Below are 22,807 nucleotides of genomic sequence, written 5' to 3' on the forward strand. Positions count from 1 at the left end.
GATAATTAATACCATTTATGAGGTAAGGGAATTATCGCATATGAGTATCGAATTAACTAAGGGTGAAAGGTTCAATCTTTCTAAAGAAACTCCTGATTTCAGTAAAATTGCGATCGCCCTGGGTTGGCAAGTCAGCCAGACAGCACGAAACTGCGACATTGACGCATCTGTTTTTATGTTAGCGGCGGACGGTCGCATTCCCGATGAAAAGTATTTTGTATTTTACAACAATCTGACATCACCGGACGGTGCGGTGCGGCATTCAGGAGACAGCGCGACTGGGCAAATAGACGGAGATGATGAGACGGTTTATGTGGATTTGAGTAAAATCAATTCGGCGATTCAGGAAATTGTGTTTGTGGTGACTATTCACGAGGGACAGGAAAAGAATCAAAGTTTTAGTCAAGTTACAAATGCTTTTATCAGGCTTTACAACCGAGAAACTCTTAGCGAGTTGGTTCGGTACAATTTAAATCAGATATTTTCGCAAGAAACGGCTTTAGAGTTTGGACGTTTGTATAAGAAGAATGGCGAATGGAGGTTTCAGGCGGTAGGACAGGGATATAATGCTGGGTTGCAAAGTTTTGTAGATAAGTATTATGTTGAGAAAAGCTCGAATGCTGCTGAGAAGGTTGATGATGCTGAGGTTGTGAGGCGGTTTAGCGATCGGGTGGACAAGCTTTTGCGGGAAGAGGCGATCGAGGAGACACCGATTCCAGTATCTAGCGAAGCTGTAGAACAGCCGGCTGCTACTCCTGTAAATGCGGATACTGTGCAATCTCAGGAAGAGGAAAAAATAGATGATTCTGCACTAGAAAATCTGGAACCCGTTATCAGTGCTGAGGAATTTTGGAAACGGTATGAAGACGGAGAACGCGACTTTACAGGGATTAACCTAGCGGGAGTGGATCTAAGTGGCAAAACTCTCGACTCTAATGTCAGTCTCAGTCAAGCAAACCTGAGCAGTGCCAATCTAGCAAATGCCAAATTGACTGGGGTAAATTTGATTGGAGCTAACTTGCAAGGCGCGAACTTGAACTCAACAAACTTGCAAAGCGCTGATTTGATTGAAGTTAATTTAAGTGGGGCTAACTTAACCAAGGCAATCTTGTATTACGCAAGACTAATTCAGGCAAATTTGAGTCAAGCTAACTTAAGCGAAGCAAAGTTAGATAGCGCAAACTTGACTGTAGCAAACCTCAGTAGAGCTAACTTAACTCAAGCAAATCTACCTAATGTTAACCTGACAGGAGCAGACTTGAGTCACGCGAAGGTAACTAAAGTCAACCTACGTTATTCAAACCTCAGTGGTGTTAACTTAACAGGGGTAAGTTTGACTGGGGTAAACCTTGAAGGAGTTAACCTTAGTGGCATGAATTTGAGTGGGGTAAATTTGACTGGCACAAACTTAAGTCATGCCAAGTTGATTGGGATTAACTTAAGTGGAGCAAGTTTGAGTGGAGCAAACTGTTTAGGCGCTAACTTGGATGGTGCTAACCTAACAGGGGTAAGTTTGATTGGAGTAAACTTACAGGGCGTTAATCTGAGCGGGCAAAAGTTGAGTGGGTTTAATCTCTCTGGGGTTAACCTGTATGGAGCAAACTTAAGTGGAGTAGACTTAACTTCTGCAGACTTGCGCGGAGCAAATTTGAGCTGTGCAAACTTAGAGAAAACTAACCTGAAAGATGCCAAAATTGTGGGAGTAAATATGGATTGTGCAAACCTCGCAGGAGCAATTATGCCAGATGGCACAATTCACGAATAAAGTCGATCGCACGTAGTAAGAGTAAGATGGACAATGTATTTGTGTCAATTTAACCGAAAGTCCGCCAGGGAATGAATTCCACGGGGCTTTTAGCTTAAGTCCTCGCTATGAGGACTAATGAGTTCTTCAGTCCTCATAGCGAGGACTTTTGCTATGAGGCAGGGGTTTAAACCCCTGCCGGACTGAGGGAAATAGCGTTAAATTGACACCAACGGTGTGCATCGTCCTCCATACAAATAAAGTATGATGAGTGTGAAAGATCCAATATATAGATTTTTTATGAATGAATCGAAAACGGAAATAATAGAATCTACCCTCAGATGGATGACGGAGTTTGTCGAGTTACCGCATCCAATTTTCAGCGATTTACCGATTTGTCCCTTCACTAAAAAAGCACGCTTGGCCAATCAAATTTTATTCAAAATCGAGCGTTTTTCAGCGGTGACTGAGTTCGATCGCGATTCTGCCATAATGAAATCGATTTATGAATTTGACAACTCGGGATTTGAAATAATGGTAGTAATTAATCCCGAAAAAACAGCAATTACTGCGCCAGAAACTAAAGAATTGATAGACAAACTGAATAATCAGATTTCAGAGTTGGGCTTGCTGGCTTTTCACGTCCATCCCGAAGAAGATTTTAATATAGACGGGCTTCATACTAGGAGGATGCCGTATCCGGGCTTCACTGTTCAAGTAAATTCTAAGCTGAAGCCAGCTTCCGATTCCTTAGAGAAAACTGAATATTACAAAAATTGGACTGCCGAACAACTAAAATATTTGGGGATTCCGAGAAATTGACGATCGCCCTTCCCCCCTTCCCCCTTCCCCCTCTCTTCCTTCGCGTTCTTTGCGTCTTCGCGGTTCAATCCTCCTCATCCCCAGTTCCCCGCGCATCTCCCAGCCATTACAATAAACTCAGCAAAAAATCTTTACACATAAGAACTCATGCAGCTCAAGTCAACAACCCGCCATATTCGCATATACACCGCCATCCTCGAAGATAACGAACTCGTCCCCAGCAACGACCTTTTGACCCTCGACATTGACCCAGATAACGAACTTAACTGGAACGACGAGTCAGTCAAACAGGTATATGCCAAATTCGACCAACTCGTAGACGCTTACGAGGGCGAAGACTTGACCGAGTACAACCTCCGCCGTATCGGTTCGGAATTGGAGCACTTGGTACGATCGCTCCTCCAAAAAGGCCAAATCAGCTACAACCTCAACGGCCGCGCTGTTAACTACAGCATGGGATTGCCTCAAGTTGATTCCAAAGTTCACCTGTAAGGGCGATCGGCATTTATGTCAACTTAAGATTGAAACCGATAATAAATGTCGCTTGTAGCTGAGTTTCGATCGCCCCTGATTCAGGCCCCCTACTCCCCCGCGTCCGGGGGTGTAGGGGGCCCGGAGGGTTCTCTTTCCTCTCCCGCCTTAATGGGGATTGAGGGGGATTGAGGGGGATCTAGACTTCCATACAAAGGAAAAGTCCAGAGGGGGAGAATTGGGAAAATCTGCTTTTATTCTTCTTCCTGCTTGTTTCTAACTCCTGACTCCGAACTCCCTGACTCCTGACTCCCGGCTTCTTCACCCTTGACGACTTCCATCGGACTTCTCCCCCGCATCCCCAGCATCATCAACCGCACCCTTAGTAGGATTGTGATCGCGCTCCAAAAACTGTTTAACTGCAAGTTGACGGTTGGTCATAAACTGACCCCAAGCGCCCGGAAACACCCCATCCAAGGTTTCCACCAGCGCCCAAACCTCAAGATTCATCAGTTTGTAATAAAAACTGTGAGAAGTTTGAACGCTAGTGAGTATTTCGTCTATTTCAAGTGCAGGCAGCAGGTTCGCATCGGGCAAATTATCGGGAAAGGCGCTTGACTCATGTAGGGGCATGGTTAAAAACTCAACAGCTTGCAGAGACCGGTCAGTCGATTGTAGATTGTAGATTGTAGATTGTAGATTTTAGACTTTAGATGGACTCCACAGATGAATCTGGGGACTTGTATCCGTCTTTGGGTAAGGTTAAATTTAACTTTACTTGCGAAACTCACGCACGAGGCACGGAACACTCTTGGGGAGAAAACCGAGAATTGATATTTATTTATACCTGTCGGCTCAGGTGATTTCTACCTACCTCCATCATACCATTATAGTTAGTCTAAAATCTCCATTCGCTTGAGTGCTGCGATTTCTTCGGAAATGGCCACTATTAGGAATATGCTGAAAACAGGGTGATTTCAAGCCGATGACTTCGGCGTCGCGCGAGCCTCTAACTTTGAAAGCTCATAGCAAGATTCATCGGCGGGTCAACCAAATGGTAGACTATTTGTGTCCGTACAAGACTTTAAAACCTACCCCAGGACTGGGGGAAAGTCACGCCTAAAACCTTGTCAGGAGATCTCACTACGCACACAACAGTGCAAACGTAGTGAGCCTAGGAACCTGAAAAATCAGGATATTAGGACTGCGAAGTCTTAAGGATCCCCGTTTGTTGAGAAAGCGGGGGTGTCAAATAATCGCCACGTATCAACCCGTCGAGGTTCAAGCGCTAAAATAGTTCAGATCAGCACTGGGCCCAAAGGCGTCAGCAACCCTTATGCAAAACTCTGTGGCAAAACACTACTTATGGGCTTTAGGTGAAGGGATCAAAGGGTGTAAGCCAGGCGATCTGATCGCTGGTCGCTACTTGGTCAAGCGCGATCGACTTCTTGTCGATACTCAACCCGAACAGTTGCCGGAAATGCCCGAAGAGATTCCGAGTGTTGTCACTCCTTATCTGAGACTATTTGCCTATCAGTTGCACGTACCTCAAGTATACGGGCTGGTATCGTCCCAGAGGAGCAAGCTCTCGGGAGATATCTGGCTGCTGGAAAACGGGCCGATTTTGAAGGTGACGGAATCTTTAATGCCGGAATTGGCGGACTCCTGGAAAGGAGCCACAGCGATGCGCCAGCTCAATTGGCTATGGCAAATTTCCCAGTTGTGGCAACCGTTTATCGCTCAGGGCGTGGCCTCCACGCTGCTGACTCCGGAACTGCAGCGCGTGGAAGGGCAATTGGTGCGGTTTCTGGAATTCCAGCCCGATCGCAAACCGCCTAATTTGTCGCAGTTGGGCAAATTGTGGCAGCAGTGGCTCGAAGATGCTCACCCAGCTATCGCCAATTTTTTGAGGCAACTTTGCCAGCAAATGGTTGCCGGTCAAGTGCGCAACGGCGAACAACTGATGGGCCAGTTGGATAAAGCTCTGGCAAAGTGCGGCCGATTTTACGATCGTCATGTTGAGATTGCCACGGGTACCGATGTGGGCAGAGCGCGGGCTCACAACGAAGATGCTTGCTATCCGCCCAGCGGTACGGTGTTCTCCGGAAACCCGGGCTCGTCGGCTTGCGCGATCGTCTGCGACGGTATCGGCGGACAAGACGGCGGCGAAATCGCTTCGGCCGAAGCGATTGCTGTGCTGCGGGACAAGTTGGACCAAATGCCCCTGCATCAGGCTAATTGGGACCCCCTGAGCCTGACTTCCAAGCTGGAACGGGCGGCTTGTGCTGCCAACGACAAGATAGCCGGTCGCAACGACAGCGAACACCGCCAAGGCCGCCAGCGTATGGGAACTACGCTAGTTATGGCTTTAGCCCACATTCACGAACTCTACGTCGCCCACGTCGGAGACAGTCGGGCTTACTGGATTACCCGCACTGGCTGCTATCAAGTGACTCTCGACGACGATGTCGCTTCCCGCGAGGTGCGTTTGGGCTACTCGCTCTACCGGGATGCTTTGGAACAAGTGGCCGCCGGTGCTCTGATTCAAGCTTTGGGTATTACTTCGTCCAACACTCTGCACCCGACGGTGCAACGTTTTCCCGTGGATGAGGACTGCGTTTTGCTGCTGTGCTCGGACGGTTTGAGCGATAAAGACCGGGTTGAGGAATGTTGGGAAGCGGAGATTTTGCCTATTCTCGATGGCAGTATTGGTGTGGCAGCAGCGCGCGATCGACTGATTGAGATTGCTAATACTAGAAACGGTCACGATAACGTCACTGTTGCTTTAATTCACTGTCAGGCACATTTGAGGGACGAAGGCAATACTGTTACAGAATTGTCTATCGCACCTTTAGATACGCCTCCGGAACCAATTATCGACCCCGACGAGTTGCCAACGGATTTGACTGTACCCACAATCATTGGCAATGGTAATTCTCCAACGCAATTGTTACAGCCGGAAAAAAGCAAAAGTTCATTTTCGCTGCTGCTGAAAATTGTATTTTTGTTAGGTTTGGGGGGTGTATTTTCTTATTTTTTCATTCCTCCGGTGGGTCGGGCGATCGATACTGCCGGGGAGTCGATTTTCGGGGAACGCGGTTTCATTAAACGTGGAAACACGCCGGAGAAAATAGTTGAATCTGTACCTCCTCCGGTGAAATCTTTAGAAACAGGCTCGTTTATAGAGATTAAAAGTTCTGCCGGTGGGGAATTGGGAAAAGAGGGCGAGAGCTTGGATTTGCGAGTCGCAATCGGTGGGTTGACTGTCAAAGGAACAGTCCCTGCCGGCAGCGTTTTGCAGGTAACAAACAAACAGCTTACGCCTCAAGGCAATTGGCTGGAATTGAAAGTTTGTTCGATTCCTGAAATAGTGCGATCGAATTCTCCGAAACCCGAGTCAAATAAAGATTTTTCTACAGTTTCAAAACCCGCACTGAATCCATCTCCTGCTGTGGCAACTCCCACTCCCTCGCCTTCCCCGGTAGTTAAGCCAACAGTTGAAGTAGAAATCGCCCAGCTGCAAGCGGGGGAAATCGGATGGATTCAAGAACAAGCTGCCGTTTCTAAAGTAGTGTCTAACCTAGTCTTAAACCCAAGTAAACAGGGGAAATGCGTTGCTTCTGACTCAAATCCCAATGCTAATTAAACTGTTAATGCTAGCTCCGACCGAGGTAATTTGAGTAAGTTTAGGAAAATGGAAGATGCAGCTTGCTAAAAATAGAAGAGTTTAAGGCAGACACAGACCTAACATAAAATTTTAGGCTGCTCAAGCCGAAGATTCATCAACTTCTTGATTCCATCTCAAACTATGACGAAAATTACAGACTATTTCCAGGGAGTTTATGCGGTAAATCTCCCTGAAAGGAAAGACCGACGGCAACTCATAGTCAAGGAATTAGAAGAAGCAGGAATGCCCCTCACGCCCCATAAGGTTGAGATATTTCCCGCAATCCGCCCCGACGAAGCTGGAGGTTTCCCCAGCATTGGGGCGAGGGGATGCTTTTCCAGTCATGTAGCTATCCTCAAGCAGGCAAAAGACAAAGGGTTGAGCAATATTTTGATTGTAGAAGACGACCTAGAAATTTCAGCAAAGTTCAGCACAGACCAAGCTGTTATCGTCGAACAACTGTGTCAGCAAGATTGGGATTTCGTCTACTTCGGACACGTCGAAAAGGTTAAAGAAAAGTCTCCTGTCGCCCTCGTGCCCTTTTCTGAGGGGGTGAGAACCACTCATTTTTACGCTGTAAATGGCAGGATTTTCGATCGCCTCCTGCGCTTTCTGGAAGAACTGCAACACCGACCTCCGGGACATCCCGACGGCGGTCCGATGCACCTCGACGGAGCTTATTCTACTTTCCGAGATCAAAATCCCGATGTTGTCACCTTGATTGCTTCTCCAAACCTGGGCTGGCAAAGGAGTTCCCGTAGTGACATCAGTCCTAATTGGTTTGACCGTGTACCTGGGTTTAGGCAATTGGCAGGTGCAGCAAGAACCAGCAAAACAAGGCTGAAGCGTTGGCTTTCTAGTTAATTGAATTCGAGTTTAAAATCCTTCGGTTATATCAAATCTGTTAGCACAATCGCCCTGAAAATAATTAATACCAAATCCGGGTTTATTACTCCCTTTATGAAGGAGGCGGTTGAAACCTTTTGACCTCAAACTATACACATAAAGTCTGCCGGAGTTTACGCGATAGGACGTAGGTTCGGACAGACAAGCGAGATCAAGGGGATATTTAAGCCGGATTTGGTATCAGCCTATTTGATATGATGCCTGATTGCTAACCTAATTTCTTAGATACCTCTGCAAGTTTAGTCACCATTTGTGATACGGCTTTGTCAACTGCCGCGCTCAAAAGTGTATCCTCATTGTTACTGCCGGAATTGCCACTGATTCCCCTGACCGAAATATTAGAATCGCTTTGATCGGCTTCTCCTACTGCTTTGGCGGTGGCAAGAATATCTCCTGAAGCTGTACCGATTAACCGCACGTCTATTTGAACGGTAGCTTTGGTTTTTTGCGAACCTGCGCCGATGCCCATGAAACTGCCGCCGCCTGATTGTTTGTCAATATTAAACTTGGTAATGGTGCCGATGAGCACGGCGTCAACTCCTAACTCCTTGCCAATTTCTGCTGCGGTGCCGGCATCCATCGTACCGCTGCGATTTTGCTGTTTGAGCACTTGTTCGAGTTTGCTACGATCGACTACTGTATAAGTGCCATTGTTGACGAGTTCGTTGATTAGCAGTTCGCTGATGCCTTTGGCGGCGCCTACTCCTCTGTAGGAAGTGTAATAGCTGTTGGTGGTGCCGTAGTCGAAGTCCATGACGACTAGGCGCTTTTTGGCAGTAGCTTGGGCGAGTTGGGTTGCGGGTTGGGTGGTGGCTGGCGTGGCGATCGCACTTACTGAAACGCCCGCTAGCATTAGGGTAGCGAGGGAAATGCTGGTTAAGCGAGATATGGTGGTTGTTTTCATAAAGCTTTCCTCACAGTTGTTTTGTGCCGACTCTAGGATACTTTACGGAACAGCCTGATGTCAGCGTTGGGGGTGAGGAGGTTGGAATTGGCGGGTTTTAGTGTTTTTTGACTTTCAACAGGCGGAATTTTTGTTAATTAACCGCAGAGTACGCAGAGAACTCAGAGAAAGAAAGGAAGAGTTTAATCAAGGTTTCAATCGTTAATAGGGATTTAGGAATTTTCTTGCCCCCAAATCTAATATCTCTGTACTCTATAGACCTCTTGCAAAAATAACTAGGACGGGCAAGATGCCCATCCCACATGTGTTATTTTTTTTTGTGGGATGGGAATCTTGCCCGTCCAATAAATTTATGAAAATGACTTTTGCAAGAGGTCTTATGTAACGCTGGCAAAAACCGCACAGCCATCCAAAATTTCTCTTACCCCCCAGCTTCCATAAAACCCATCAACCAATTAGCCATCGTCGCCCTGCGAGTCTGTCTCGGCCCGAATTCCCCAATTTTATAGCCCTTAAACCCCAATTTTTCCTTCAGTAACTGCTTGTTTTCTGGAGGGGTCGATCGAGTCAATTTCACCGTCGCCGGCCTAGAATCGATAAAATCCGGCGGTTCCGGGTACTCTTGCCGCCACTCGGGGGCAACACCTGCACTGTTCCACTTACCAGTCTCCGCATCCCAGCGGTAGCCCAGATACTGCCAAACTAATCGGTTCACAGCAGCATCGTCGATTTCTTCGTTGAGGATAGCCCAAATAGTTTCGTTATTCAGCGGTGGTAATTCAGACATGAGCGCGATCGAATCGGAAACAAAAAAAGTTTAACTCACATTAGCTAACATTATCAGGAACGGGCAAGATGCCCGTTCCACAAAAAATCCTAGGAATTTGTTTGTGGGGTGGGCACGCGAGCCCGCCCAAAATGCCACACCCCAAATATTACTTATTCAAAATTCCGTCTTTCTCGGCCATCGACAGCATCAAGTCAATCACGCGGGAAGAATAACCCCACTCGTTGTCGTACCAGGAAACAACTTTAAAAAACTTAGAATTCAGTTCAATTCCCGCACCTGCATCGAAAATGCTCGATCGCGCGTCGCCCTGAAAATCCGTCGAAACCACCGCATCTTCAGTATATCCGAGAATGCCTTTGAGTTCGCCAAGAGAGGCTTTTTTCATAGCTTCACAAATTTCTTTGTAGCTAGTTTCCTTCTCGGTTTTGAAAGTAAGGTCAACTACAGACACGTCGGGAGTTGGCACCCGCAAAGCCATTCCCGTCAATTTTCCTTTCAATTCCGGCAACACCAAAGTAACAGCTTTTGCTGCACCGGTAGAAGATGGAATAATATTTTGACCCGCACCGCGTCCTCCCCGCCAATCTTTTTGGCTGGGGCCATCTACAGTTGGTTGAGTAGCTGTCATTGCGTGAACAGTAGTCATTAAACCTTCTTCCAAGCCGAAGTTATCGTTGATAACTTTGGCAATGGGTGCTAAACAATTCGTCGTACAGCTAGCATTGGAAACAACAGTATCTTTTGCCGGGTCAAATTTGTGGTGGTTGACGCCTACTAGAAAAGTTGGAACTTTTTCCGGGTCTTTTGTCGGTGCTGAAAGTATTACTCGTTTTGCTCCCGCCGTCAAGTGTTTTGATGCGCCTTCAAAATCTGTAAACAATCCAGTAGATTCTACAACATAATCTGCGCCGGATTTACCCCACGGCAATTCGGCAGGATTTCTAATCGATGTGCAGGGGATAAAATTTCCGTCAACGACAATCCCGTCTGGTTTGCTTTCAACTTCGCCGTCGTAAATGCCGTGGGTGGAGTCGTATTTGAAAAGATAAGCCAGGTTGTCTGGCGAAACTAAGTCGTTAATGCCGACAAATTCGATGTTGGGGTTTTTGATGCCGGCACGCATAACTAGCCGTCCGATGCGACCAAATCCGTTGATGCCAACTTTTAATGCAGCCATGTTTAAACTCCTATTGAAAATATCCCTACTCGATCGGGCGATCGCCTGTTGTGGCTTAGAATTTACCACGCTAACTGATTTTTGCAACGGATTCTTTTCTATCTCTTAAGAATTCTGAATTCTGCCCCGGCTGGGAAGGGCAATTAATCCTGAAAAGACCGCTGACTAATGGCTAATGGCTGATTTTTGTCAACTTGTAAAAGCGCTATAACAGACTGAAATTATTTTCAAAATCGCCTTTTTTAAATCAGGCTAAAGTAATAATAAAAAACTTCTCCAAAAGCCAAAACGGATTACCATTCTCACCAGTGGCTGCTTTGGGGGCGCGAAGCCTAGGATTAAAGCCGCAGATACGGGCAAGGACACCGCACCGTGCCTATTGGTGTCAACTTAACGTCAAATGTAGTACCCGTCTGCTGTTTGACGATTAGGGTTCGATACCCCCTGATTTTTGCCGCCTACTCCCCGGCCTCCGGGGGGGACAGAAGTCTTCTCTTTCGTCCCCCGGAGGCCGGGGATGCGAGGGGGAGCAAAACTTGACCGAAAGCGACATTTATCAGGGGTTTGGGTCTTAAGTTGAAACCAATGAGCAAGGCCGTGTCCCTACACCTATGGCGTACAATCTAGATGTAGCTCTACTTTTGGGAAGTGGTATAATCACCAATCACTAATGACTAATGACTAATGACTAATGACTAATGACTAATGACTAATGACTAATGACTACCCGACGCACCTAGTTATTAGCAATTCCACCGCATCTGAAATAAAACACGACCCACCAAACTTATTGAGCACTGGTCTAATGTTTTCTGCAACTGCTGATACTTGAGCTGGTGAACAAAAAGCAAGCACATAAATGTTATCCAGCGCCGTCATTGATGAATCACGGGAAACGTGATCCCTGGTGCTTTTTCCCGCGACATCACGAATCACCGAATAACCGGGTACGCCAGCTTTGTCTAAACCGTCTAAAATCTTGCCGAGCTCCACTGAGTGGGCTATGATTTCTACTCTTTTGACTGACTCCATCATCTCACCTCCAAAACATATTGATTCCGTATAGATACAGGGGAATCCCTACAATGATATTAAATGGAAATGTCACTGCTAAGGCTGTTGAAATGTAAAGGCTGGGATTCGCTTCGGGAACAGTTAGGCGCATGGCTGCTGGTACTGCTATATAAGAAGCACTCGCGCACAATACGGCAAACAGCAAAGTGTCTCCCTGTGGCATTCCGATTAATTTCGCTATTACCAAAGCAATGACGGCGTTGACTATGGGAATTAGGATTGCAAAGCCGATCAGAAAAATTCCTGCTTCTTGCAAATCTTTAATTCTGCTAGCGGCAACCAGCCCCATGTCTAGCAAGAAAAAAGTCAAAACTCCGTAAAATAAGTCTTGAGTAAACGGACTCATAACTTGCCAACCGTGTTCTCCTGTCATTATGCCCATAATTAGGCTGCCAATCAGTAGAAAAACTGAACTGTTTAGGAATGCTTCTTGCAACACTTCTGGCCAAACTATTTCGCGTTTTCCTTCTTCGCCGCCGAATACACTCACAAGGATTAGCCCGACTATAATTGCTGGGGATTCCATTAATGCTAGCGCGGCTACCATGTAACCGTCAAAGTCGATCCCCTGTGCTGTGAGGAAGGAGGTTGCGGTAATAAATGTGACGGCGCTGATGGAACCGTAGGTGGCTGCGATCGCTGCGGCATTGTAAGAGTCGAGTTTGATCCTCAATATGAAAAAAGTATAAATGGGTACTAGCATTGACATCAGCATCGCTGCCGCAATTGTCAGGGCAACTTGCTGGTCAATTCCGCTTTTGGACAGTTCGACGCCGCCTTTAAATCCGATCGCAAACAGCAGGTACAGCGAAAACAGTTTGGGGATGGGCGCTGGAATTTCTAAATCAGATTTGAGAAAAATTGCCAGCATTCCCATGAAAAAAGCTAATATGGGTGGATTTAAGATATTTGACGCGACTAAACTCAAATCCACGATCGTTCACTCCCATTTTTTGCGTTTTTAATATTACTTCCCCAGTAATTGTGGCACGAGAATGGATAAAAAGACCGATCGAACTTTGGACGCCAAAGCTCGATCGGGCTAAATACCGCCAAATACGGCAAAGGGGCCCGCGTGCACACCTTACAACGAGTAAGGTGTGCACGCGGACACCCGCAAGCTAAGTATTTTAGTTTAACTAAGCAACTGCCAAATAAGACTCTAGGGCTTCGGAACCACCGATCAACTTGCCGTCGATAAATACTTGCGGCACAGTTGTAGCCCCAGTCATAGCCCGCAGCGATCGAGTTGTGATCTCCCGGCCCAAGACGATTTCTTCATAATCCAAGCCATTTTTACTCAACAGTGCCTTAGCCTTAGCGCAGAAGGGACAGCCCATTTTTGTAAACAGCGAAACTAGCTTCGGCTTAGCTGCTGCGGAGTTGATGTAGTTGAGCATCGTCTCGGCATCGGACACTTTGAAAGGGTCGCCCGGTTCATCAGGCTCAATAAACATTTTTTCAACCACGCCATCTTTTACCAGCATCGAATAACGCCAAGACCGCTTGCCAAAGCCTAAATCTGTTTTGTCTACCAGCATTCCCATGCCTTCGGTAAATTCGCCGTTACCGTCGGGAATTAACGTCAGATTGTCTGATTCTTGGTTTTTTGCCCATTCGTTCATCACAAAGGTGTCGTTGACGGAAATACAAACAATTTCATCTACGCCATTTTCTTTGAAAACTTTGGCCAATTCGTTGTAACCGGGGAGGTGCGTTGACGAACAAGTGGGAGTAAAAGCTCCCGGCAGCGAGAAGACTACTACGGTTTTACCTGCAAATATATCATCCGTGGTGACATCCACCCACTCGTTGTCTTTGCGAGTGCGAAAGGTGACTTTGGGTACTCTTTGACCTTCTTGGTTCGTCAGCATGATTTTAAATTCTTGGGTACTTGGGTTAAATTCCTTTGCTTACTTTAGCGTACTCATAACGAGTACGACTTGTCAAGGCTAGGCAGGTTTTTTTTAGTCAGTTGTCAGTTGACGGTTGACGGTTGACGGTTGACGGTTGACGGTTGACGGTTGACGGTTGACTGTGGTGAGCTTTCCAGTCAACAGTCAACAGCTTTCCAGTCAACAGTCAACAGCTAACAAGGCCCAAGGCCCAAGGCCCCATGCCCCATGCCCCATGCCCAAGGCCCCATGCCCCATGCCCCATGCCCCATGCCCAATTACCAATCAAGTTTTCGGCATAAATACTCCTCTAGCTGCTGATTGTAAGGTCGAAAATAATCCCTCAACCAATCGCGAACCGATTGATTGACCGGCTGGTAAGAACCGGGATTAGCATTTTGGTATTCAGACAATTGATATTCCGGCAAATCTAAGAATTCTAAAACTTGCTTGACAGTTGTTGCCGCACCTGCATAAAAATCTTCGCTTTTCAAAATTAACAACTGTTCTGGGGGAAAGAAAGTCCGCCAGTTTTTTATAAATTCTATGTACCTACCGCGAGCTAAATAATTCCCCGGTTCCTCGCCGATGATGTATTCGGGATTTTGATTCAACCGTTCAATTTCATCGCTAATTACTCGATCGAGCGATCGCGCTTCCCAATTTAAGTTAGTCAAGCGGTAAAATTGAGAAATCGCCCGATCGACCGGATTTCGCAAAAGTACAATCAGTTTAGCCTCTGGAAACAGGCTGTAGAGCCGTTCCGGTGCTTCCCGAGAGTCAAAATAGCTCGGACTTGCTTCCCCCGTCAAAAATTCCTCTCCCGGAGGCATTGGCGGAAAATGAGCCAAATACCAATCAATCCCTCTGTCAAAGTGCCACGAGAAAAAATCCATCTCCTTTTTAATCGGAGTCAAAATTTGCGGGTGTTGAGCTAAATAAGTATACAGAGAAGTCGTCCCGCACCGCTGACAACCAATAATTATAAAGTTAGGAACTTTGACTGGTTTTAAGTTCCAATTTTGTGGAACAGGCATCTTGCCTGTTTCTTCTTGTGGAACAGGCATCTTGCCTGTCTCTTCTTGTGGAACAGGCATCTTGCCTGTCTCTTCTTGTGAAACAGGCATCTTGCCTGTCTCTTCTTGTGAAACAGGCATCTTGCCTGTCTCTTCTTGTGAAACAGGCATCTTGCCTGTCTCTTCTTGTGAAACAGGCATCTTGCCTGTTTCTTCTTGTGGAACAGGCATCTTGCCTGTCTCTTCTTGTGAAACAGGCATCTTGCCTGTTCTCTTACTGATAATAGATGCAAAACTTTGTTTGTAACTGACAGTTCGATAAAAATCAATCGCCTCGGCAATTTTACCTTGCCTCGTCAAAGCTTCCCCCAAATTCAGATAAGGCCAAAAAGCCTCCGGTTTAGCTGCAACAACTTCGCGACACAATTTCTCAACTTCATCTAGCTTGTTTTGCCTAACAAAAACTTCCCACAAATTGTAATAAAACCACCAAGGAAGATCAGGATTTATTTCTATTGCTTGGAAAAACGCCGCCGCCGCTTCCTCCCAATATTTTTGGTGGCTCAGAACAGCACCTAAATTGTAATAAGACCAGCAATCATCGGGTTTTTGGGCGACAGTTGCGCGAGATGAGGCTAATGCACGATCCTCTTCGAGGGCAACGCTTACGCACTTTTCTTGCTGCTGCAACAACTCCTCTAATTCCGCTGATACACTACCACAACTCGGCATAGCTGTCAAGAGAGCTTGGTAAAAAATAATTGCGCTTTTTGGGCGATCGTACTTGGCTAAATTCTCTCCTAACTGCAAATAAAACTCCCAATTTTCCGGTTTAATTTGCAATTGAGATTGTTCTAACACTAAGTTTAAATCCGACTCTGTTTGTCCGAGAGCGTATCCCAACTTCTCGTAAATTCCCGGCAAATCTCCGTCAATTTCAACAGCTTTTAAATACGTAGCGATAGCTTCATCCCACTGTTTTATTTTAGTTAAAGCGTCGCCTAAATTGCAAAAAGACCAAGCAAAATCCGAGTTTAGTGCAATCTCGCAGCGGTAAGCAACAGCAGCCTCTTCCCATTGCCGAATTTTCAGCAAAGCATCGCCCAAATTGTGATAAGACCAGGAAAAATCTGGATTTAACTCAACAGATTTTTTGTAAGCAGCGACAGCTTCCTCCCATTTTTCAAGTTTCAGCAAAACATCGCCCAAACAGTGATAAGACCAAGAAAAATTAGGATTTAATTCAATAGCTTTTTTGTACGCAGCAACAGCCTCATCAAACCGACCGCTTTCTTGCAGGGAATTCCCCAAATCGTGGTAGTGATTATCCATGCAAAACTCCTGCAATAGTCAGTAATTTTTCCAGCGAGTTCAAATCCAACCGCATATTCTTATGTAAGGGTTTTGTAGGAGTACCCTCATCAACCAAATCACCAATTAAATAGTAATGTTCCAAACCGCACAAATTGCTAATCATCCAATAACAATGGGGAACGTAAAGGGGAGAAAAAATCTCAATTACCTTAGTTCCCTGACTGCAAAAAACTAGATTAGTCAACCCACCTCCGTGAGGTGCGACAACTACTTTAGCAGCCGCCAAACACGCTGCTTGGTCCGCTACCGACATCGTTTCCAACTTGACACTGCGAAACCCAAATTTTTCTAAGTATGCAAGTACCTCTTCATCGTTGACGATTCGCCGATATGATGCTTGTTGCCTGGTGATATAAATTCGCTCTGAATAGTCTGTATTTAGTGGCTGTTGTTCATTTAAAAATGTCTGTTTAAGATATTCACACTTCCATTTAGAAACCGCCCCCGATCCGTCATAAGATATTGATGGAACTATTAATTTATCGGCTGTAATGTGTAAATTGCAGCGACTTTCTAAAAGTTTATCTTGAGGAATTCCTAAAGTATCTAAAGTTTCTGCTTGATAGGAAGAATCCGAGGCATTGACAACAAACTTATCTATAGTTTCTATCAATCCGCTCCGCTGCAAAAGGTCAAATCGGGTAATCACATCAAACATCCAATGAAAATAAGCGGCTCCACCCCAGCGAGCCGATAAAAAAGCCACATTTCCATCGACGTGTTTAGCGGGAGGCAATTTGTCGGAAGTGATTACCAATTCAGCACAACCCATTGAAATATCAGCAACAAGTTTATTGTCTGAAGTAATCACGGCGGTAGTCACAACATCTGCCCAAGCTCGTCCGTTTGGCAATACGGCAACAAAAGCTTTTCGGGAATGACTTCGATGTTCCCAAAATCTGCGGCTGCTGTCGATTGTTTTGGAATCAGATAAATTGATTTGACTCGCAGGATGGATGTCAATGCAGGTGAGATGCGGATTGGATTCTGCAGCAACGATCAAATCTTCTGTAAACCCACAGTATTTTTTGAGAATACTTAAGGGTAAGTTTTGATTGCTGCAACTTGCCCGATCGCTCTCATCGACTTCTCCTTTTTGTTCCAGAGCATAACCTATATTATCGTATGCTTCAAACAGATCCGGTTTAATTTGCAGGGCTTGAACTAAATTAGTGATTGCAGGTTCCCACTGCTGTTTAGCCATTAAACTCAAACCCAATCCTTCGTAACACCAGCAGGATTTTGGATCGAGATTGATACCTTTTTCATAAATGGCGATCGCCCTTTCCAATTCCCCTTGCTTCCGCAGTGCATCACCCAACTTTTTGTACAGCCAACTATGATCGGATTCTAGCTCAATAGCACGACCAAAAGCCACTGCTGCTTCTGGCCAATTTTCTTGGAATTCCAGAACTTCCCCCAAACAATTGTACAACCAACAATCATCGGGATTTAATTCTATAGCTTTGCGGTAAGCCTCCGTCGCTTCTTCCCAATTTTCCAGTGCAACCAAAGCCTTACCTAATCTATCGTAAGACCAACAAAAATCGGGATTCAGTTCAACTAACTTGCGGTAAGCAACAGCAGCTTCCTCCCACTCAGAAAGCTCCATCAGCACATCGCCTAAATTGTTGTAAGTCCAACAAAAATCGGGATTTAACTCAATAGCTTTGCGGTAAGCAGCAGCGGCTTCGCCCTGTTCCTCAATCGCCTGCAAAGTTTCCCCCAAAAAGTGGTAAGCCCAACTAAAATTAGGGTTGAGTGCGATCGCCCGTTGGTAAGCGGCCCGAGCTTCGTCAAACAGTTCTTTTTCTTGCAGAGTTTTACCCAACTTGTGGTAAGTTAAGTAGTTGCCCGACTTAATTTTAATAGCTGTTTGATAGCGCTCGCTCGCCTCATCCAAATAACCCGCATTTGCCGCAATATCCCCCAACTTTTCCCAACCCAGAGACAACAGAGTTTGCTCTTCGCCCAAACTTTGATTTCCGATTTTTTTGACAATCAGTTGATAGCCTTTGTGTACTACTTCTAACTGACTTGCAAACATCTCCAAAAAAACATCTATCCCTATTTTAGTATCTTGCTCCGGGCTGTCGGGAAACGTAAACTCGTAATCGTCAAAAATCATCAATCCCCCAACTTTCACCAACCTCCAAGATAAAATCGCATCTTGCAGAGCACTGGTGGGTTTGTGACAGCCGTCAATGTAAGCAACATCGTAATATTCCGAAGTCAAATCCACTAACAAATCTTGAGAGTAACCTTCTAATTCAATTACCCGATCTGCTGCTCCCGTTTTAACAATATTGCCCTTAAAATGTTCTTGAAAATGCAAATCAATACAAGTAATCTTTGTCGTCGGATGAGTTAAAATATTATCCAGCAACCAGCAAGCCGACATTCCCTGAAAACTGCCGATTTCCACAACTTGAAAATCCGCAATTCCGGTAAATTCCTGCAAATGCCGTTTCCAAATAGGAATATTGTGGGTAAACCAATCTTGGGTAAATTGATAATCTTTCGCCGCACACTCAGCCCAACCCCTCAATTCGCCCGCTTTTTGGTGGCAAATAATTGCTTCTTCTAATTCCCCTAATTGCGGTAAAATATTTCCTAAATCGTTGTAAGGCCCAGAATTGCTCGGATCGATTTCAATTTGGCGACGGTAAGTGGCAATTTGTCCGTATAACTCCTGTTGTTTCGCCCGAACATCATCCAGTTGGGCGACAACTTCCGCAGCATTGGGTTCAATTTGCAGTGCCATGCTATAAAATACGATCGCACCTTCAAGCTGCTTTTGTTTCGCTAAACTCTTGCCTAAATTTATATAAAACTCCGCTCCATCTAACTCAATTCCCAGGAATGTGTGGTAATTTTTCCCGCTTGCAAGTACCTCAATAGCTTGACAGTAAGTTTCGATTGTGCTTTCTAAACCCGATTCGCTGCGCTTCCGCAAAACATATCCCAACCTCTGATTGATTCCCGTCAAAGTCGGCTCAATCCGAACCGCGTGCAGGTAAGCGCTAACAGCTTCATCCCAGGATTTTTCGCAGGTAAAGGCAATTCCCAAATTGCAATAAAACCAAGGAATATTGGGATTTATTTCAATAGCTTTGCGGTAGCAACTAATAGCTTCAGACCACATTTTTTTGTGAGCAAAAGCGTCCCCTAAACAATTGTATGCCCAGTAGGAATTATCATTAAATTCAAGAGTCTGACGGTAACATTTAATTGCTGCATCAAACTCGCGCTTTTGCATAAAAATATTGCCCAAGCTAAGGTAAGCACGAGCGTAATTAGGATTGATATCGAGGGTTTTGCGGTAACAGGCGATCGCCCGCTCCAATTCTCCTCGCTCCGCCCAAGTTTTACCCAAACTGTGGTAAGATTCAAAAAAATTTGGATTGATGGCAATCGCTTGTCGGTAATTGGCGATCGCCTCATCCCACCGTTTCTCCCCGACCAGCATTTCCCCCAAATTGTGATAAGCTGTTGCCAGCTTCGGGTTTAACTTAATTGCCCGCGAATAACATTCAATAGCGCGATCGAACTTTCCCAATTCAACTAAACTATTTCCCAGAGTGACGTGCTCGTCAGCAGTTGCCCAATTCGGCTCGATATTAAAAGCTTGATACCAACAGTCTGCTGCCTCTTCTGGCTTCTCTAACTGCGTCCAAATTCTCGCCAACTGCCGATAAGCAGCAGCAAAATTAGGCGCTAGCGAAATCGCTTTTTCACAATTGGCGATCGCCTTGGACCACTGTTTTCCTTGAGAATACAAACTGCCGAGATTAGCGTAAACTTCCGGCAAATTTGGATTATGCTCGATCGCGCTTTCATACCACTGCTTAGCTTGCTCGATTTCACCTCGAACCTGCATCACCTTTCCCAGCGTCAGGCAAGCTGTCGCCAAATTTGGTTCAATTTTCAACGCTAACTCGCAAGCAGCAACTGCCTCATTTAACCTTCCTTCGGCTAAATAAACTTCTGCTTGCCGACTCAAATCAACCGCTGCTTTTTCCATCTTCTCAATCGAGGGCATAATTAAACTTACTCCAGACGCCAACTAATCCAAACCCACCACTTCAATCATCCTTTTCAGCGAACTCAAGTTCATCAAAATATCCTCAGTCAGGGAATTCTGATACATCAACTGTCTAATAGGATAGCATTCAAAAGCCTCCCCCGCTAAAAAGTAATGTTCCAACTGCAAATATTGACTGCTTCCCCAGTAATAATGGCTGATATAGTGAGGCGACACCAACTCAATCACTTTAGTTCCCTGGCGACAAAAAATCGTATTTGTCAAGCCGCTGCCGTGGGCAGCAACTATCACCTCAGCGTGGTAAAAATGAGCAATTTGCTCAGCCAAAGACATCGACTCCGGCAAAATAGAAACAAAGCCAAACTGCTCCAAAACCTCAACCACATCTTCCTCGTTCAAAACTCGTCGGTATCTCGCTTTACTGCGGCTGATATAAATGCGTTTTGGATAGCTCGAACTAGGTATAATTCCCTTGAGAAACTCGCGCCTCAAAAAATCCATCGCCCATCCAGGAGGCCAGCCCAAATATCCCGCAAAAGACGGCACAATTAACTCTGTTGCTTGAATGTGAGGCAAGCGATCGCTCTCCAAGACTTTCTCTTCTGGAATGCCCAGAATTCTTAGACTTTCCCGCTGAAATTGGTGCTGACAACTATTCACCAAAAACCAATCAATCTCCGCCAAATCCCTACCACTTTGCCGCAGCAATTCTATCCTCGGCAAAACATCAACCATCCAGTGAAAATAGACATTTCCCGACAAACCAGAAAGCACCGCCACGCTGCCGTCAATTTGCTTTAAACCGGGAAATGATTCTAACTTAAAAACGCTGTGTTTTCTAACATCATGCTTTTCACATCCAGGCAAAAACCCCGGATAATCTCTCGACACATCAGCCAACAAATAATTGTCAGGAGTAATTACAGCGATCGCCTTGCAAATCATCCAATAATTTTCCTGCGGAACAATCCAAACTCGCCCCTTGGGAATCTGTGCCACAAAAGTCTTTGGCGACTCCACAGGTAGCGGTTGCAAGTTGGACAAACGGCAAACTCCCCAACCCAAATGCACCGGATCGAACCACTTAGAAATCCTTTGCAAACACAGTCCGCAAGTTAAACCTGTACAATCGGTATTTTCCGATTGCGAATTTCTTAGGGAAAATTGGGAATTATGAATATTTTCTGCACAGGTTTCTGGTGCAGATTTCCAAACTATTTCCACATAATTGTCCGCATCCAACTTAGCATTAACCAACCAATCCCAACTCGATAAATAAATAGCATGAGGAGGTTCTAGAGAATTGCGATCGGGCGAGATGAAACTCTTTTTATTCCACTCTTTCTGCTCCCCATACCCGTGCAATTGCAACTCTAAAACCTTTTGATAATAATCGATAGCCCGTTCCCAGCGCCCTTGTTTTTCCAGCAGTTTTGCCAACTCAAAATAAACCTGCGGTAAAGCAGGTTGAATCGTCAAAGCCATGCGGTAAACTGCAATTGCTGCACTGAACCGCTCTTGCTGGGCTAAGGAATTTCCCACCCGCCAGTAAATCTCTGCATTTTGTGGCTGAATTTGCAAAGCTTTTTGATAATAAGCGGCGGCCGATTCGTGTCCGCCGTACTCTGTTAAAGCATTTCCCAAATGTAAGTAAATTTCTGCTAAATTATCGCAGATTTCAGCAACAGGCAATTCGCGCTCTGCACTTGACAAATATCTAGCCGCACCCTCTTTTTGCTTGACTTTTAAATCCCTAAAATCTGTGACATCCGTGACATCCGTGACATCCGTTATACAATCCGTTTCCGAACTTCCCATCAATGCTGTGAGAAATCGATCGCACGCAGCGATCGCCCTTGACAATTCATCATCTTCTACAGCAGCAACTCTGCGCCTCTGTTCCAAACGGCAGTAAGCCTCAACAAAATCGGGCTTCAGAGCAATCGCCCGCTTAAAATAAGGCATGGCGTCAGCAATTTTGCCCAAAACCATCAAAGAAAATCCGGCGTCTGTATAAGCCGAAATATATTCGGGATTCAGCTCGATCGCGCGATCGAAACAAGCAACCGCCGCCGAATGTTCCCCCTGTATTTGCCAAGCTTTCCCCAGATTGTAGTGAGCCAAAACCATGTCCGGCTCCAACTCAATAGCTGTGAGGTAAGATGCGATCGCCTGATCGGGGTTTTTGTTGAGCAACCCTTGACCCAAATTATTGTGCAGCGTAGCCCAATCTGGCTTAATCTCGATCGCCCGTTGGTAAACCTCGAGCGCCTCAGCAGCGCGATCGTCCTTGAGCAAAATCACACCCAAATTGCTGTAAGCTTCCACGTAATCCGGCTGTTTGGCAATCACCTGTCGGTAGGTATCAATTGCCGCTTCAAGCTGATTATTTTCATCTAAAACCACAGCCAGATTGTAGAAAGCAAGTAGATAATTGGGGTTAAGAGCGATCGCCTTTCGGTAACAGTCGATCGCCCCCAACAAATTACCTTGCTTGTAAAAAACATTTCCCAAGTTATAATGAAGTTCCGGCCAGTCTGGTTTCAAATCCAGAGCTTGTCGGTAGTGAAAAACCGCCTCATCCAGCCAGCAATAGTCGCTGTAAAGTTGACCCAAATAAGCATGAGCCAGAAAAAACTGCGGCGAAATCTCCAAAGCTTGCACAAAAGCGTCTCTTGCCGCCGTCGGATCGCCGCTCGCTTCCAAAATTTCGCCTAAAGTGGTGTAAGCCGAGGGCGAAAATGGTTGAAGTTCGATCGCCCTTTTACAAAAATCGATCGCCTCAGTTAACTTCCCCCTGTTCAAATAAACTTGGGCTTGCCGGATATATTCTTGAGTGTTCATTGATCGCCAGCAGTTGCGGTTACTTTACCGCTTCAGTAAACCCGATAAATTTTAATTTGAAAGTTTGATATTTTCCGA

15 protein-coding genes are annotated in these 22,807 nt (G+C 45.6%); 5 read left to right on the plus strand and 10 right to left on the minus strand.

Going from position 1 to position 22,807, the window contains the following annotated elements; genetic code table 11:
• The first annotated feature begins 40 nt into the window (after positions 1–40).
• The 3 genes from ACUVJL_RS26845 to ACUVJL_RS26855 all read left to right on the plus strand — a co-directional run bounded on the left by ACUVJL_RS26845 (position 41) and on the right by ACUVJL_RS26855 (position 3,058).
• Positions 41–1,765, plus strand: a complete 1,725-nt coding sequence (locus tag ACUVJL_RS26845) for a pentapeptide repeat-containing protein (RefSeq protein WP_445248625.1) — start codon at positions 41–43, stop codon at positions 1,763–1,765.
• Between the two features lie 279 nt (positions 1,766–2,044).
• Positions 2,045–2,566, plus strand: a complete 522-nt coding sequence (locus ACUVJL_RS26850) for a hypothetical protein (RefSeq protein ID WP_445248626.1) — start codon at positions 2,045–2,047, stop codon at positions 2,564–2,566.
• A 147-nt stretch (positions 2,567–2,713) separates the two neighbouring features.
• A complete protein-coding gene (locus ACUVJL_RS26855; RefSeq protein WP_332954908.1) occupies positions 2,714–3,058 on the plus strand; it encodes an NAD(P)H-quinone oxidoreductase subunit M in 345 nt (114 codons plus the stop codon).
• 300 nt (positions 3,059–3,358) lie between these two features.
• Here ACUVJL_RS26855 and ACUVJL_RS26860 read toward each other — a convergent pair whose 3' ends face one another.
• Positions 3,359–3,670, minus strand: a complete 312-nt coding sequence (locus ACUVJL_RS26860; protein ID WP_445248627.1) for a hypothetical protein — start codon at positions 3,668–3,670, stop codon at positions 3,359–3,361.
• Between the two features lie 715 nt (positions 3,671–4,385).
• On the opposite strand from ACUVJL_RS26860, the gene ACUVJL_RS26865 reads away from it, so the two are divergent.
• Both ACUVJL_RS26865 and ACUVJL_RS26870 read left to right on the plus strand, forming a co-directional pair.
• Positions 4,386–6,683 (plus strand): PP2C family protein-serine/threonine phosphatase, encoded by a 2,298-nt coding sequence (locus ACUVJL_RS26865; protein WP_445248628.1) that lies wholly within the window; start codon positions 4,386–4,388, stop codon positions 6,681–6,683.
• A gap of 162 nt (positions 6,684–6,845) precedes the next feature.
• On the plus strand, positions 6,846–7,568 hold the full coding sequence (locus tag ACUVJL_RS26870) for a glycosyltransferase family 25 protein (protein WP_445248629.1): 723 nt from the start codon (positions 6,846–6,848) through the stop codon (positions 7,566–7,568).
• Between the two features lie 250 nt (positions 7,569–7,818).
• On the opposite strand, the gene ACUVJL_RS26875 is transcribed toward ACUVJL_RS26870, so the two are convergent.
• The 9 genes from ACUVJL_RS26875 to ACUVJL_RS26915 all read right to left on the minus strand — a co-directional run bounded on the left by ACUVJL_RS26875 (position 7,819) and on the right by ACUVJL_RS26915 (position 22,729).
• Positions 7,819–8,514: a CsgG/HfaB family protein gene (locus tag ACUVJL_RS26875; protein WP_445248630.1), complete on the minus strand. Its 696-nt coding sequence runs from the start codon at positions 8,512–8,514 to the stop codon at positions 7,819–7,821.
• Positions 8,515–8,935: 421 nt separating this feature from the next.
• Positions 8,936–9,301 carry a DUF1823 family protein gene (locus ACUVJL_RS26880; RefSeq protein WP_445248631.1) on the minus strand — a complete coding sequence of 122 codons (366 nt, stop codon included), beginning with the start codon at positions 9,299–9,301 and terminating at the stop codon, positions 8,936–8,938.
• A gap of 148 nt (positions 9,302–9,449) precedes the next feature.
• A complete protein-coding gene (gene gap / locus ACUVJL_RS26885) occupies positions 9,450–10,481 on the minus strand; it encodes a type I glyceraldehyde-3-phosphate dehydrogenase (RefSeq protein WP_445248639.1) in 1,032 nt (343 codons plus the stop codon).
• Between the two features lie 723 nt (positions 10,482–11,204).
• The gene (locus ACUVJL_RS26890; RefSeq protein WP_223300725.1) at positions 11,205–11,516 is read right to left on the minus strand and encodes a P-II family nitrogen regulator; all 312 of its coding nucleotides are present in this window, start codon (positions 11,514–11,516) and stop codon (positions 11,205–11,207) included.
• 1 nt (position 11,517) lies between these two features.
• On the minus strand, positions 11,518–12,489 hold the full coding sequence (locus ACUVJL_RS26895; RefSeq protein WP_445248632.1) for a sodium-dependent bicarbonate transport family permease: 972 nt from the start codon (positions 12,487–12,489) through the stop codon (positions 11,518–11,520).
• A 205-nt stretch (positions 12,490–12,694) separates the two neighbouring features.
• The gene (locus ACUVJL_RS26900; protein ID WP_445248633.1) at positions 12,695–13,429 is read right to left on the minus strand and encodes a glutathione peroxidase; all 735 of its coding nucleotides are present in this window, start codon (positions 13,427–13,429) and stop codon (positions 12,695–12,697) included.
• A 299-nt stretch (positions 13,430–13,728) separates the two neighbouring features.
• Positions 13,729–15,798 carry a tetratricopeptide repeat protein gene (locus tag ACUVJL_RS26905; RefSeq protein ID WP_445248634.1) on the minus strand — a complete coding sequence of 690 codons (2,070 nt, stop codon included), beginning with the start codon at positions 15,796–15,798 and terminating at the stop codon, positions 13,729–13,731.
• Positions 15,791–19,882 (minus strand): tetratricopeptide repeat protein, encoded by a 4,092-nt coding sequence (locus tag ACUVJL_RS26910; protein WP_445248635.1) that lies wholly within the window; start codon positions 19,880–19,882, stop codon positions 15,791–15,793. The genes ACUVJL_RS26905 and ACUVJL_RS26910 overlap by 8 nt, the downstream gene beginning before the upstream one ends.
• Before the next feature lie 24 nt (positions 19,883–19,906).
• Positions 19,907–22,729 (minus strand): tetratricopeptide repeat protein, encoded by a 2,823-nt coding sequence (locus ACUVJL_RS26915; protein ID WP_445248636.1) that lies wholly within the window; start codon positions 22,727–22,729, stop codon positions 19,907–19,909.
• Between the last annotated feature and the right edge of the window lie 78 nt (positions 22,730–22,807).

Origin of the sequence: Microcoleus sp. OTE_8_concoct_300, from assembly GCF_031383065.1 — a bacterium.
GTDB lineage: Bacteria > Cyanobacteriota > Cyanobacteriia > Cyanobacteriales > Microcoleaceae > Microcoleus.

Coding starts and splice junctions, on each gene's coding strand:
- ACUVJL_RS26900 (WP_445248633.1), bottom strand. CDS start 13,429: ATGCTGACGAACCAAGAAGGTCAAAGAGTACCCAAAGTCACCTTTCGC.
- ACUVJL_RS26910 (WP_445248635.1), bottom strand. CDS start 19,882: ATGCCCTCGATTGAGAAGATGGAAAAAGCAGCGGTTGATTTGAGTCGG.
- ACUVJL_RS26905 (WP_445248634.1), bottom strand. CDS start 15,798: ATGGATAATCACTACCACGATTTGGGGAATTCCCTGCAAGAAAGCGGT.
- ACUVJL_RS26870 (WP_445248629.1), top strand. CDS start 6,846: ATGACGAAAATTACAGACTATTTCCAGGGAGTTTATGCGGTAAATCTC.
- ACUVJL_RS26860 (WP_445248627.1), bottom strand. CDS start 3,670: ATGCCCCTACATGAGTCAAGCGCCTTTCCCGATAATTTGCCCGATGCG.
- ACUVJL_RS26875 (WP_445248630.1), bottom strand. CDS start 8,514: ATGAAAACAACCACCATATCTCGCTTAACCAGCATTTCCCTCGCTACC.
- ACUVJL_RS26890 (WP_223300725.1), bottom strand. CDS start 11,516: ATGATGGAGTCAGTCAAAAGAGTAGAAATCATAGCCCACTCAGTGGAG.
- ACUVJL_RS26850 (WP_445248626.1), top strand. CDS start 2,045: ATGAATGAATCGAAAACGGAAATAATAGAATCTACCCTCAGATGGATG.
- ACUVJL_RS26915 (WP_445248636.1), bottom strand. CDS start 22,729: ATGAACACTCAAGAATATATCCGGCAAGCCCAAGTTTATTTGAACAGG.
- ACUVJL_RS26880 (WP_445248631.1), bottom strand. CDS start 9,301: ATGTCTGAATTACCACCGCTGAATAACGAAACTATTTGGGCTATCCTC.
- gap (WP_445248639.1), bottom strand. CDS start 10,481: ATGGCTGCATTAAAAGTTGGCATCAACGGATTTGGTCGCATCGGACGG.
- ACUVJL_RS26845 (WP_445248625.1), top strand. CDS start 41: ATGAGTATCGAATTAACTAAGGGTGAAAGGTTCAATCTTTCTAAAGAA.
- ACUVJL_RS26855 (WP_332954908.1), top strand. CDS start 2,714: ATGCAGCTCAAGTCAACAACCCGCCATATTCGCATATACACCGCCATC.